At 63.2% G+C, this 12,995-nt stretch carries 15 protein-coding genes; 2 read left to right on the top strand and 13 right to left on the bottom strand.

Features of this window, described 5'->3' with window-relative positions:
* Positions 1–37: 37 nt before the first annotated feature.
* The 10 genes from ACMDCR_RS13985 to rpoZ form a co-directional block, all read right to left on the bottom strand.
* On the bottom strand, positions 38–592 hold the full coding sequence (locus ACMDCR_RS13985; protein WP_413993106.1) for a hypothetical protein: 555 nt from the start codon (positions 590–592) through the stop codon (positions 38–40).
* A 66-nt stretch (positions 593–658) separates the two neighbouring features.
* Complete coding sequence (gene recO, locus ACMDCR_RS13980; RefSeq protein WP_413993105.1) at positions 659–1,390, bottom strand: DNA repair protein RecO; 732 nt, start codon at positions 1,388–1,390, stop codon at positions 659–661.
* Positions 1,391–1,408: 18 nt separating this feature from the next.
* On the bottom strand, positions 1,409–2,323 hold the full coding sequence (gene era, locus ACMDCR_RS13975) for a GTPase Era (RefSeq protein ID WP_413993104.1): 915 nt from the start codon (positions 2,321–2,323) through the stop codon (positions 1,409–1,411).
* Positions 2,324–2,408: 85 nt separating this feature from the next.
* Entirely contained in the window at positions 2,409–3,119 is a 711-nt protein-coding gene (gene rnc, locus ACMDCR_RS13970) for a ribonuclease III (RefSeq protein ID WP_413993103.1), read from the bottom strand.
* Between the two features lie 246 nt (positions 3,120–3,365).
* Positions 3,366–4,184 carry a signal peptidase I gene (gene lepB / locus ACMDCR_RS13965; RefSeq protein WP_413993102.1) on the bottom strand — a complete coding sequence of 273 codons (819 nt, stop codon included), beginning with the start codon at positions 4,182–4,184 and terminating at the stop codon, positions 3,366–3,368.
* 113 nt (positions 4,185–4,297) lie between these two features.
* Positions 4,298–4,705: a holo-ACP synthase gene (acpS, locus tag ACMDCR_RS13960; RefSeq protein ID WP_413993101.1), complete on the bottom strand. Its 408-nt coding sequence runs from the start codon at positions 4,703–4,705 to the stop codon at positions 4,298–4,300.
* A complete protein-coding gene (locus ACMDCR_RS13955) occupies positions 4,702–5,469 on the bottom strand; it encodes a pyridoxine 5'-phosphate synthase (RefSeq protein WP_413993100.1) in 768 nt (255 codons plus the stop codon). The genes acpS and ACMDCR_RS13955 overlap by 4 nt, the downstream gene beginning before the upstream one ends.
* A gap of 9 nt (positions 5,470–5,478) precedes the next feature.
* Complete coding sequence (pyrE, locus tag ACMDCR_RS13950) at positions 5,479–6,063, bottom strand: orotate phosphoribosyltransferase (RefSeq protein ID WP_413993615.1); 585 nt, start codon at positions 6,061–6,063, stop codon at positions 5,479–5,481.
* 170 nt (positions 6,064–6,233) lie between these two features.
* On the bottom strand, positions 6,234–8,426 hold the full coding sequence (locus ACMDCR_RS13945) for a RelA/SpoT family protein (protein ID WP_413993614.1): 2,193 nt from the start codon (positions 8,424–8,426) through the stop codon (positions 6,234–6,236).
* 181 nt (positions 8,427–8,607) lie between these two features.
* A complete protein-coding gene (gene rpoZ / locus ACMDCR_RS13940; protein ID WP_413993099.1) occupies positions 8,608–8,985 on the bottom strand; it encodes a DNA-directed RNA polymerase subunit omega in 378 nt (125 codons plus the stop codon).
* A 431-nt stretch (positions 8,986–9,416) separates the two neighbouring features.
* Here rpoZ and ACMDCR_RS13935 point away from each other — a divergent pair, with 431 nt between their 5' ends.
* The gene (locus ACMDCR_RS13935; RefSeq protein ID WP_413993098.1) at positions 9,417–10,085 is read left to right on the top strand and encodes an NYN domain-containing protein; all 669 of its coding nucleotides are present in this window, start codon (positions 9,417–9,419) and stop codon (positions 10,083–10,085) included.
* Between the two features lie 188 nt (positions 10,086–10,273).
* On the top strand, positions 10,274–10,918 hold the full coding sequence (locus tag ACMDCR_RS13930; RefSeq protein WP_413993097.1) for a uracil-DNA glycosylase: 645 nt from the start codon (positions 10,274–10,276) through the stop codon (positions 10,916–10,918).
* Between the two features lie 7 nt (positions 10,919–10,925).
* Here ACMDCR_RS13930 and ACMDCR_RS13925 read toward each other — a convergent pair whose 3' ends face one another.
* Genes ACMDCR_RS13925 through dapA form a run of 3 tightly spaced genes read right to left on the bottom strand, consistent with a single transcriptional unit; the run spans position 10,926 to position 12,980 of the window.
* Entirely contained in the window at positions 10,926–11,555 is a 630-nt protein-coding gene (locus ACMDCR_RS13925; protein ID WP_413993096.1) for an FMN-binding negative transcriptional regulator, read from the bottom strand.
* A 33-nt stretch (positions 11,556–11,588) separates the two neighbouring features.
* Complete coding sequence (gene smpB / locus ACMDCR_RS13920; RefSeq protein ID WP_413993095.1) at positions 11,589–12,059, bottom strand: SsrA-binding protein SmpB; 471 nt, start codon at positions 12,057–12,059, stop codon at positions 11,589–11,591.
* A gap of 30 nt (positions 12,060–12,089) precedes the next feature.
* A complete protein-coding gene (gene dapA, locus ACMDCR_RS13915; protein WP_413993613.1) occupies positions 12,090–12,980 on the bottom strand; it encodes a 4-hydroxy-tetrahydrodipicolinate synthase in 891 nt (296 codons plus the stop codon).
* Between the last annotated feature and the right edge of the window lie 15 nt (positions 12,981–12,995).

Raw genomic sequence — 12,995 nt, 5'->3', positions numbered from 1 at the left:
TGCACACCAGCTCCCGCGCGTGCGTGTATCCCCGTGGCTACGGCGCAGCAGGTGTTGGCGCCGCCGGCGCTGGTGTTGCCGGCGCTGGTGTTGCCGGCGTCGCAGCGTCGAAATCCATGATCTCCAGATTCGGCCGCGGCACAGGAAGCGCCCTTGCCTCCTGGACAGGATCGGCCTTCACCGCCGGGGCGGGCTTCACCTCGGGCCCAACACCCGCCACCTTCGGCTTTACCGGCGCCAGGCGGCGCGGCTGATCCGGCATCCCGGAGACATTGCGCGGCGGGCGGATCACCCGCGGCCGCGCGGCAGGCGCCCGGTTGTCGGGACCGTAATAGTCAGGCTCGTCGTAATAGGGGGCATAAGCCTGACGGCGGCCAGCCCAGGGGCGCTGGTAATAGCCGTAGTTGGGCTGATACTCGTCGCGGTAGAGGGGATAGGGACGATAGGCCCGAGCCGGCGGATAGTAGTCGCCGCCCCAGCCATCGTCGGTGTAATAGGGGCCATCGCGCCAGCCGGCGAGGGCCGGCGCAGCCGGGAGCGCGATAGCCAGAGCAAAGGAAATCGCCACAAGGCGCACGACAGGAACAGTCACGGGGTCCATCCTCTGGATGATCGTCTGGCTGCTGGTAACCCACGATCTGGGCAGAATAAGGATTGATTAACCCTTTTCCAGCGGCATGGACAAGGCTTCCACCAGCACGCGCCGCCCTTCCGGCATGGCAAGGCCCCGCGGCATGAAGACGTCGCGGTCGAGGAAATATTGGGTGAGCCTGAGAGCATCGGCAATGTCGGCGGCATCGGGCAGGCCACCCTCTCCGCGCAGGAAGGCGGGCAAGGGCAACAGCTTGTCATGCCAGGGCGCACCGGCCTCCCGGCTGACGGCACGCCCGGATTTCGGCGAGACATAGATGAGATCGTCCTGCCGGCCCGTTGCGGCGCAGGCACTCAAATCGAGCCCGAAACCAAGCTCGGAGAGGATTTCGAGTTCGAAGCGCGCGATCAAGGCAGGCGCCAGGCTGGCATCGGCCAAGACCTCGATGACCTGTCCCAGTGCCTCGTGCAAGCCGGGATGGGGATCGCGTTCAGGCAGCAGCCGCACCAAGGCTGCGACATGGCTCATGGCGAACAGCGCGAGGCGAGAAGATAGAAAGTCAGCCGCATGAAGCGTGAGACCCTCGACAGCGTAATTGCCGAGATGCCCGTCGATTCGCGCCCGCCAGACCAGCTGCACCGCGTTGCCGGGCTGCAGCACGGGTTGCTGCGTACGCGAGCGTCCTCCCCTCACCAGCCCCAGATGACGGCCGTGATCGCGCGTCATCGCCTCGAGGATCACACTGGATTCCCCGTGGCGCCTGACGCCGAGAACATAGCCGCTATCCGTCCATTCCATCTGAGATCAATGCGGCTTTCACCGCTTCTCGACCGGGAATTCCAGGCCCATCTCGCGATAGCGCTCGGGATCATCCGACCAGTTTTCACGCACCTTGACGAACAGGAAGAGATGCACCGGCGCTTCCGCCATGGCGGAGATCTCCTTGCGAGCGGCCATCGAGATCGCCTTGATCGTCTCGCCGCCCTTGCCGATGACGATCTTCTTCTGGCCCTCGCGCGTGACATAGATGGTCTGCTCGATGCGGGCCGAGCCGTCGCTCATCGACTTCCAGTCAGTGGTCTCGACCGTCGATTCATAGGGCAGTTCGTCATGCAGACGCAGGAAGAGCTTCTCACGGGTGATCTCGGCAGCGAGCGAGCGCAGCGGAGCGTCGGAGATCTGGTCCTCGGGATAGAGCCAGGGACCCGCCGGCATGATGCCGGCGAGGTGGTTGAGGAGATCCTCGACGCCGTTGCCGGTCAGGGCCGAGATCATGAAGGTGGCGGCGAATTTCTGCTTCGCATCGATTCTGGCGGCAAGGTCGAGCAGCGTCTCGCGTTTCACCGCGTCGATCTTGTTGAGGATAAGAATCTTGGTCTGCCTGGTGTCGGCGAGTTTTGCGAGTATGGCCTCGTTTCCCTCGTCGAGGCCGCGCTGAGCATCGACCAGGAGGCAGATCGCATCGGCGTCCGCGGCCCCACCCCAGGCGGTGGTGACCATGGCGCGGTCGAGCCGACGCCTGGGCTGGAAGATGCCGGGCGTGTCGACGAAGATCAGTTGCGTCGTCCCGCTCATGGCGATCCCGCGCACGATGGCGCGCGTGGTCTGCACCTTATGCGTGACGATGGATAGCTTGGCACCGACGATGGCGTTCATCAGCGTCGACTTGCCGGCATTGGGGGCGCCGATCAGTGCGACGAAGCCACATCGGGTCTCAGGAGTATCGTTCATTGAACTTTCCATGGGCCATCCCGATCGAATGCGGGAATGGCATTTTTCTCACTATAGCAGCGATTTTCACGCTCGCGCGGGGAATTCAGGAGCCCTTCCCCTCTAGACCGATGCCCTCGCGCGCCATGAAGGCGGCGGCGGCGGCCTGCTCGGCCAGGCGCTTCGACTTGCCCTCGCCTTCGGCCGGAACCTGCGTCTCGACATCGACGGCGATAACGAAGCGCGGATTGTGATCCGGGCCCGAACGCGAAACCAGCCGGTAAGTCGGCGCCCTCAGCGCCCTTGCCTGCGCCCATTCCTGCAATGCGGTCTTGGCATCGCTTGGCGGGCGGATCGGGGCATGCAGGCGCTCCTGCCAGGCACGCTCCACCATGGCGCGCGCCGCCTCATAGCCGGCATCGAGGAAGACGGCGCCGATCAGCGCCTCGCAGACATCGCCAAGCGTCGTCAGACGCTTGCGCCCGCCGGACTGCGCCTCACCCACGCCGAGCTTCACATGCGGGCCGACACCCCAGTCGGCAGCCACGGCCGCACAGGTCTCCTTGCGTACGAGATCGGAAAGGCGGCGCGACATCGCCCCCTCCTCGTCGTCCGGAAAGGCGCGGAAGAGCATGTCCGCCACTGCAAGTCCAAGCACCCGGTCCCCCAGAAACTCCAGTCTCTGATAGCTTAGCAGGCGCCCGGGTCCTTCGAGGAAGCTGATATGGGTCAGCGCCCGCTCCAACAGGCTGCGATCGGCAAAGACATGACCGATGGCGGCTTCCAGGCTCTCAAGCGGCGGCTTCTTCACGCTCATTGGATAAGTTTGAACCTGCGCCCTGGGACGCCCTTCGTCGAGTAAAGCACGACCCAGACCTTGAAAATCGAATTGCCTGTCGGAAGGAACCGACACCCTGGGTTGTCATATCACGCCAAACCTCAGGAATGTCACCCCAGGCGAGTCCAGCCCGCCGGAATCACCGCGATGATGCGCTTCTCCATCGGAGAATCTTGCCGGACTGGCCGACATAGGTCGCGGAGGCTTGCCGAAAAGCGCTCCGCCCTAATGGATGAGCGAGAACAAGCGGCTGCCGCGGACGGTCCAGGGCCATTGCCAGAAGGCGAGCACGGAGGCGCTCTTGTCTTCCGGGCCGTCGCCGACCGAGAAGAAGATGATCTGGGCCTTGCCGACGAAATTGTCGAGCGGCACATAGCCGACGCCACTGTTGGTCATGTCGCGGGAATCGTCGGAATTGTCGCGGTTGTCGCCCATCATGAAGTAATGGCCTGCCGGCACCACGAATTCTTCGGTGTTGTCGTAGTAGCCCGTATCGCCGCTGACCTCGATGATGCGATGCTTCACGCCGTTGGGCAGCGTTTCGACATAGGTCGGCACGTCGACATCGCGCCCGAAGGAATCCTTCATCTGGAAGGGTTTGGCTGCTTCACGCGGCACGATCGTCTGGTTGATGTAGAGCCTGCCTTCCTTCATCTGGATATGGTCGCCCGGCAGGCCGATCACGCGCTTGATGTAGTCGGTCGAATTGTCGCTGGGCAGCTTGAAGACGGCGACGTCCCCGCGCTGCGGCCCGTCGCCGGACCAGATGCGGCCCGCCGGCAGAATGTCCGAGATCAAGGGCACCGAGTAACGCGACCAGCCATAGCTGTATTTCGACACCATCACATAGTCACCCACAAGCAGCGTGGGGATCAGCGAGCCCGAAGGAATATTGAAGGGCTGGAACAGGGCCGTGCGCACCACAAGTGCGATGATCAGAGCATGAACAATGATCTTGATGAGTTCGACGATGCCACCGTCCTTAGTCTTCGTCACGGCGCCACTGGAGTTGGGCGTCTTATTGGGTTCGCTGGCCACGCTCATCGATCTTCCATCTTTGGAGGCTGTCTTTCGGAACAGCCCGGTCGCGGCTGCTATAACCTTTGGCGACTCCGGGCGCAACGACAGACCCGGTTTCTATGGCAGCAATGGGGCGTTCAGCCTCGCGGACGGGCTTCGATGAGCACAAAGGCCTGCGCGAGCGGGTGTTCGTCGCTCAAAGTCAGGTGAATGACGGCCTCGTGCCCCGCCGGAATGAGGGTATCGAGCAGCGTCCGCGCCGCGCCGGTAACGGTCAATGTCGGCCGCCCGGCGCCGTCATTGCCAACCTCCATGTCGTGCCAGTGGATGCCGTGCCTGCCATTGACGCCGCTGCCCAGCGCCTTGGAGCAGGCCTCCTTGGCAGCGAAGCGCTTGGCCAGTGTACCGGCCTTGTCGGCCCGGCCGGCCGCCTTGGCCCGCTCGACCTCGGTAAAGCAACGCTCCTCGAAACGGCGGCCGAAACGCTCGAGCGCCGTTTCGATACGCTTGATGTCGCACAGATCGTTGCCGATGCCGATGATCATGCAGCCCGGCTCCGCCCCGCAGCCATGGCGGCCTTCACCTCGCGGATGCTCTCCGCGAGCCCCACGAAGATCGCTTCTCCGATGAGGAAGTGGCCGGTGTTGAATTCGGCGAATTGCGGCACGGTGGCCAGGACCTCCGAGGTCTCGAAATCAAGCCCGTGGCCGGCGTGCACTTCCAGGCCGAGGCTGGCGGCGATACCCGCGCCAAGCTTGAGGCGCTCGAACTCGGCCTCGGCGCGACCGCCCTGCCCCCCCGTCACCGCCTCGCACCAGGTGCCGGTGTGCAGTTCCACGATATCGGCGCCCAGCGCCGCGCAGGCTTCCAGCACGGCACTGTCCGGCTCGACGAAGAGCGACACCCGAATGCCGGCATCCTTGAAGCGGGGGATGGCATTGCGCAGGTTCGCCTCGCCCCCGCGCACATCGAGGCCGCCCTCCGTGGTGCGCTCCTCGCGCTTCTCGGGCACCAGGCAGACAGCATGCGGCTTCACCTTCAGGGCGATCTCCAGCATATCAGGCGTAACCGCCATTTCGAAATTGAGAGGCGCTGGCACCTCCGCCCGTATACGATGGATATCAGCGTCGCGGATATGGCGCCTGTCCTCCCGCAGATGCGCGGTGATGCCGTCGGCGCCAGCCTCGATGGCAAGTTGGGCCGCCCGCACGGGGTCCGGCCATCTGCCGCCGCGCGCATTGCGTACGGTGGCGACGTGGTCGACATTGAGACCGAGGCGGATCTGGTTGGAACGCGTGTTACCGGACATGGTTGTCTCTCAACTGGAAAGCGCGCGGCTGCCGGGCTTGACCACCGGGAGCTTGGCAAGCTCGGGTGGCAACTGGTCTGCCGGGAAGGCGGGAATGTCGAGGGTTGCAAGCGCCACCAGCGGCTTGCTGAGATCAGCCTTGCCGCCGGAGCGATCGATCAGGCAGGCCGCGCCCACCACCTCGCCCGGATGCTCGGCGATCGCCGCCAGGCATTCGCGCGAAGACAGGCCCGTGGTGACGATATCCTCGACCATGACGACACGGGCGCCGGCCGGAATCTGAAAGCCCCGCCGCAGCTGGAACTGGCCGTTCTCGCGTTCGACGAACACCGCCTTGGCGCCGAGGGCACGCGCCGTCTCATAGCCTGGCACGATGCCGCCGACGGCGGGCGAGACGACCATGTCGACCTTGCCGAAGCGCTCGGTGATCTTCGCAGCCAGGGACTTGCACAGGCGTTCGGTGCGCACCGGATCCATGAAGATGAACATTTTCTGGAGAAACACCGGCGAATGCAGCCCTGAAGAAAGGATGAAATGCCCTTCGAGCAACGCGCCCGCATCCTTGAACTCGGCCAGCACTTCATCCTGCGTCATCATCGGCTCCCTGCGATTTTCCGGCTGTAGGGGCTACGCTTCCACAGCGTCGAGATCAATGGCAGAGGCAGGCGCCGGGGTGAAAATTTCATGCGTGAAGGCAGGCCCTCCCGTGGCGGCATTGCCTTCGCATCGGAGAGGGCTCGGAGGTTCAAACCCGAAGGGTTCCCTCACACGATGCGCGTGACCTCGCTCACCACCTTGCGGGCGCGCAGGCCATCAATGATGGCGAGCAGATGCTTGAGGTCGTAGACCTCCAGATCGATGATCATCTCCGTCATGTCGAAGGAGCGGCGCTGCATGGCGAGGTTGTCGATATTGCCGTCCGTCTCGGCGATGACCTGGGCGATCTGGGCCAAGGTGCCTGGCTCATTGATCGAGACGACCTGGATCCTCGCAGGATAGCGCTCGGCCCGCGTCGCTTCGAGATCCCAGCGCACGTCAAGCCAGAGCTCGGGATGGTCCTCGAAATTGGCCAGAGCCGGCGACTGGATCGGGTAGATGGTGATCGCTTCGCCCGGGGTGAGAATCGCGACGATGCGGTCCCCAGGCACGGCGCCGCCTTCCGAGAAGCGCACTGGCAGATCACCCATGAGGCCACGCACGGGAATGGCAGCCGTGGCAGGATCGCCCCCGCTCGGCAGCTTGAAGCGCAGATTCTGGCCACCCTGCAGACCGAACCAGGTTTCGTCGAGGCCGGCCGCCGCGTGGCTCGATTGCTCGACCTTGAAATCCGGAAAGACGGCCCGCACCACATCCTGCGAACGCATTTCGCCGCGGCCGACCGCCGTGAGCACGTCCTCGACGCTTTTGCGGGCCAGCCGCTTCAGTGCGCCCTGCAGGGCGTCCGGCGAATAGGTCTTGTCGAGCCGCTCGAAGGCGCGCTCGATAATACGCTGCCCCAGCCCGGCATATTGGGCGCGCACGGCGCTGCGCGTCGCCTTGCGGATGGCGGCGCGGGCGCGGCCGGTGACAACCAGTGTCTCCCAGGCAGCGGGCGGGGTCTGCTCCTTGGCGGTGATGATGGCCACTTCGTCGCCGTTATAGAGTTCGGAGACCAGCGGCGCCGTGCGGCCGTTGACGCGGCAACCCACAGCCGTATTGCCGACATCGGTATGCACGGCATAGGCAAAATCGATGGCATTGGCCCCGCGCGGCAGGGTGATCAGCTTGCCCTTGGGCGTGAAGCAGAAGACCTGGTCCTGGAAGAGCTCGAGCTTCGTATGCTCGAGGAATTCCTCGGGGTTGTCGCCTTCCGCCAGCATGGCCATGGTACGGCGCAGCCAGGCGAAGGCCCGGCTCTCGCCTTCAAGGCGCAGCGTGTCGCCCGCCTTGTTCTCCTTGTAGAGCGCATGGGCGGCGATGCCGAATTCGGCGATGCGGTGCATGTCGTCGGTGCGGATCTGCAGTTCCACACGCTGCTGACCGGGCCCGATCACCGTGGTGTGCAGCGAGCGATAGTCGTTCTGCTTAGGTGTCGAAATATAGTCCTTGAAACGCCCCGGCACGAGCGGCCATTTGGTGTGGACGATGCCGAGCGCGCGATAGCAATCCTCCACCGTGCCGACCAGCACGCGGAAGGCGAAGATGTCGGAAAGCTGCTCGAAGGCGACCTGCTTCTGCTCGGTCTTCTTGAAGATCGAATAGGGTCGCTTCTCGCGGCCCTTGACGGTGGCCTCGATCCCCCGCTCGCGCAACTGTTCGCGCAGATCGTTCTCGATCTCCGCGATCAGTGCGCCGTTGCGGCGCTTCAGCCCTTCGAGGCGGCGGACGATGGTCTCGTAGTGCGCGGGCTGGAGTTCATGGAAGGACAGGTCCTCCAACTCCTCGCGCATGTCCTGCATGCCCATGCGACCGGCAAGCGGCGCATAGATGTCGAGCGTCTCCTGGGCGATGCGGGCACGCTTCTCCGCCTTCATGAAATTGAGCGTACGCATATTGTGCAGACGATCGGCTAGCTTGACGAGGAGGACGCGCACATCCTCCACGATGGCCAGCAGGAGCTTGCGCAGGTTCTCGGCCTGCTTGGCCTCCTTGGAAACGAGATCCAGCTTCTTGATCTTGGTCAGGCCGTCGACAAGGGCGGCGATCTCCTTGCCAAAGCGCCGCTCGATCTCGCCACGGGTGGCATCCGTATCCTCGATGGTATCGTGCAGAAGCGCGGCCGCGATCGTGGCGTCGTCAAGCTTGAGGTCGGTGAGAAGCGAGGCGACCTGGAGAGGATGGGAGAAATAGGGATCGCCCGAGGCACGGAACTGCGCGCCATGTTTCTGCATGGCATAGACATAGGCAGCATTCAGGAGATCCTCGTTCACGGCCGGATTATAGGCCCGGACCTTGTCGACGAGTTCATATTGCCGCATCAGGCGGAAAGGCGCCGTCACTCACATTCTCCCGCCGTAACGATTTTCAGGCCCGGCAAACCCAACGTTTCGCGGCCACGCTCCGCGGCCAGCCACGGCCCTATTCAATACGGGCAGTGCACAAAAGAAAAGCGGGCCGGCATCGCCGACCCGCCTAATCTTGCCTGCAAGGGCGAAGAGATTACTCTTCGTCGTCCGAACCGTTGTTGGCCGGGGGCACCAGACCCTCCAGGCCGCGCAACAAATCCTCTTCCGACATGCGGTCGAAGGCGATGTTGTCGTCGGAATCGCTGGCTGCGAGCGCGGCAGGATCCGATTCGGGCTCGTCCACCTCGACGTATTTCTGCATCGAGTGGATGAGGTCTTCCTTCAGATCATCCGGGGTGAGCGTCTCATCCGCAATCTCGCGCAGAGCCACCACCGGGTTTTTATCGCGATCGCGCTCGACGGTCAGCGCCGCACCGCCCGCAATCATGCGCGCACGATGACTGGCGAGCAGAACCAGCTCGAAGCGGTTCTCGACCTTGTCGATGCAATCTTCCACCGTGACGCGGGCCATGGCGAAGCCTTTCTGTACCGTGTTTTGGGATCAAGCGCGCCAACTACACCGAGCAGGAACTTTCTGCAACCCCTATCGCGGAACCGTGATATAATTGTCACCATAAGGTTCACCCCGCCGGGCAAGACTTTCGCAGGAGATCGCACAATAACGAGCCTTCACGTCTCGATATTGCAATAAACCATATATGTTCCTGGCTGAAGAACGCCAATGTAGCGGCACAGATCGCAGACTTGACTTTCTATACCGTCCTAGGCACAAGCAGATTGCGACAAGCTTAAGCTTGTCGTTGCTGGCTTTTCGTTGGGATTAGACACGAAGCACGCGCTTTATGTTAACTCGGCACTCAATACTAAACTTAAATTTAGACACAAAATTTCGCTATGCTTCAGAAGCCGGCTTTAGCACAACGAACCCTGACTGGCAGAAGAATGAACAACATCCAGGAACGCATCGCCCTCTTTATCGATGGCGCCAACCTTTACGCCACAGCGAAAAGCTTGGGGTTTGATATCGACTATCGGAAGATGCTCAAGGAATACCATAGTCGGGGTTATCTCGTCCGAGCCTTCTATTACACCGCTTTGGTTGAGGATCAGGAGTACTCCTCCATCCGTCCGCTGATCGACTGGCTGGACTACAACGGTTATGCGGTCGTCACCAAGCCAACCAAGGAATTCGTGGATTCGACTGGCCGCCGCAAGGTCAAGGGCAACATGGATATCGAGCTGGCCATCGATGCGATGGAACTGGCCGATCACATCTCGCACATGATCCTGTTCTCGGGCGACGGCGATTTCCGCTCGCTGGTGGAAGCCATGCAGCGCAAGGGCGTCCGCGTTTCGGTGGTTTCAACCGTCTCCACTCAGCCGCCCATGGTGGCCGACGAACTGCGCCGCCAGGCTGACGAATTCGTCGACCTCGTCACCCTGCAGAGCAAGATCGGCCGGGATCCCTCCGAGCGGGCCGTGCGCAATCAGTCCGGTCCGAACTATCCCGCCGGTCCCGGTGCCCCGCGCCAGCCGGTACAGCAGGGCTTTGCCGGACAAACGCCCGGCTTCATGGCCGCGGGCGCCGGCAATCAGGGCGAGGAGGAGTGAAACACCTTCGGGTGCACCTCGCCGGACCGAGCATGGCAACCGACCTTGATGGAAGAAGCGACCATCGATGGTCCGAAGTGCCCTTCCTTATCCAGCCGCGATGATGCGCGAAGTGCACTCGGGACCGTAGAGCCTGCAACACGTCAGTTGCGGTTCTTCCCGCCTTCATAACGCAAGATACGTTTCCGATGCCCGTCCCATCGACCACCGAGCCCGGCCGAGACTGCCCGCGTTGCGACCGTCTCGTCGCCTTCCGCCTGCATTGGCGGGCCAAGGAACCGAACTGGCACAATGCCCCCGTGCCGAGCTTCGGTTCTGCGGCCGCACGCCTGCTGATCGCCGGGCTGGCGCCCGGCCTGCAGGGAGCCAATCGCACCGGCCGTCCTTTCACCGGCGACTGGGCCGGCGACCTCCTCTATGAAACGCTGGGTGATTTCGGCTTTGCCACCGGCAGCTATGACGAGCGGCCGGATGACGGCCTGGAACTCGTCGATTGTCGCATCACCAATGCGGTGCGCTGCGTGCCGCCGGAAAACAAGCCTGTTGGCAGCGAGATCGCCGCCTGCCGGCCGTTCCTCATCCGCACCATCGAGGAGATGGAAGAGCTCAGGGTCATCCTGGCGCTCGGCAAGATCGGCCATGACAGCGTGGTCACGGCCCTTGGTGAGAAGCCGGCGCGCTATCGTTTCGCCCATCACGCCCAGCACCGGATCGGGAAGCTCATCCTCGTGGATAGCTATCACTGCTCGCGCTACAACACGAATACCGGCCGTCTGACGACCCAGATGTTCAGGGACGTCTTCCAGACCATCAGGAGCCTTCTGCCTGCCTGAACGGCCGTCAGCCCTCCGAGGCGCGTTTCACAAGTTCCGCCATTGCCAGGTCGCCCCGTTCCGACAGGCCGGCATGGACGCCTTCCCGATCGGCCTCCGGCCGGTTCTGGCTGACCTTCCACTTGCCCTCAAGGCTGGTGATCTCGATCTCCAGACCGACGATGCCCTTGATCTGCGCCTGCAGGAAGGCCTCGGGCGCATCATCGACATGCCAGGGCAGGGAGCGGCTCGCCTCGTGGGTGTTGGTGAGCGCGGTGATCTGCGCCCGAAGCCAGGCCGGATCGTCGAGGATCCTCAGACGCCCATGCACATGCACGGTGATATAATTCCAGGTCGGCACCACCTTGCCGGTTTCGCGCTTGGTCTCGTACCAGCTCGGCGTGATATAGCCCTCGACGCCCTGGAAGATCACAAGCACTTCCGTATCGGGGTCGTGCCGGCGCGCCAGATCGTTTGCGCGCGCGATATGGGCAAGCAGCGTGCCTTGTGGGCCCCGCTCTGCGTCCAGCAACATCGGGATATGATTGGCATCCAGCCGGCCATCGGCCAGCGTCACCAAGGTCGCTAGCGGGTGGGCACGCATGAGGGCATGCAGCACCTCTGGACGTTCTTCGCGGAAATGGGGAGGCTGGTACATCGGCAACTCCGTACGATGGCAGGCCGTGAGAGATCAGCCCTTGTCACGCAGCAGGCGGCCCTTCTCGCGCTGCCAGTCGCGTTTCTTCTCGGTCTCGCGCTTGTCGCCCATGGTCTTGCCGCGGGCCAGGGCGAGCTCGATCTTCGCCCTGCCCTGCTCGTTGAAATAGAGCTTGGTCGGCACGATGGTAAGGCCCTCGCGCTGCACGGCACCGATCAGCTTGGCGATCTGGCGCCGATGCAGCAGCAATTTGCGCGGGCGCTTGCGCTCATGGTTGAAGCGGTTGGCCTGCAGATATTCCGGGATATCGGCATTGAACAGCAGCAGCTCATCGCCCGAGGGCCCGGCGTAGGATTCGCCGATCGTCGCCTTGCCGAGGCGCAAGGATTTGACCTCCGTCCCGGCCAGGACAATGCCGGCCTCGAAGGTATCGAGCAGTTCGTAGTGGAACCGCGCCTTGCGGTTGTCGGCGACCAGCTTCTGGGCGCCCTTCTTCTCGGACACGTGTTTCTCGCTTTCAGTTCAGCAGGCTGGTCAATTGAGAAGACCTGCATGGACCATGGCCTGCTTGATCTGGCCGCGGGCACCCTCGGTGACCGGCAGCAACGGCAGGCGGACCTCCTCCTTCACCCGGCCGAGAATGGCCAGGCCGCATTTGGCACCGGCGAGGCCAGGTTCGAGGAAGGTCGCAGCATGAAGTGGGATCAACCGGTCCTGGATTTCAAGGGCAGCCGCATAATCGCCGCGCAAAGTAGCGTCCTGCAACTGGGCGCAAAGGCGCGGCGCGATGTTGGAGACCACGGAGATGCAGCCTTGCCCGCCGGCAGCGTTGAAGGCGAGCGCCGTCATGTCCTCGCCGGAAAGCTGGATGAAGTCCGGGCCGAGTTGCTGGCGCTGCTGGGAGACGCGGGCGAGGTTGCCGGTTGCATCCTTGACGCCCACGATATTCTTCAGCTCGTAAAGGCGCTTCATTGTCTCCACAGACATGTCCACCACCGAGCGTGGCGGGATGTTGTAGATGAAGATCGGGATGTTGATGGCGTCGTTCACAGCCTTGAAGTGCTGGTAGAGCCCCTCCTGCGTCGGCTTGTTGTAATAGGGCGTGACCACCAGCACCGCATCGGCGCCGGCCTTCTCGGCATGCCTGGCAAGGTCGATTGCTTCAACCGTGTTGTTGGAGCCCGCGCCGGGGATGACGGGAACGCGGCCCTTGACCTGTGAGATGCAGATCTCGACGGCCTGGCGATGCTCCGCATGGCTCAGCGTCGGGCTCTCGCCCGTGGTGCCCACCGGCACGAGACCGCTGGTGCCCTCGGCGATCTGCCAGTCGATCAGGTCGCGGAATCCTTTCTCGTCCAGAGCACCGTCCCGAAACGGCGTCACCAAGGCGGTGAGCGAACCTCTGAACTTGGTCTTCGACATGATCTCAACTCCGCAACC

Origin of the sequence: Labrys okinawensis, from assembly GCF_047345005.1 — a bacterium.
GTDB lineage: Bacteria > Pseudomonadota > Alphaproteobacteria > Rhizobiales > Labraceae > Labrys > Labrys okinawensis.
Note: the sequence above shows the minus strand (reverse complement) of the source record. Positions and strands in the feature narration are given on the sequence as shown.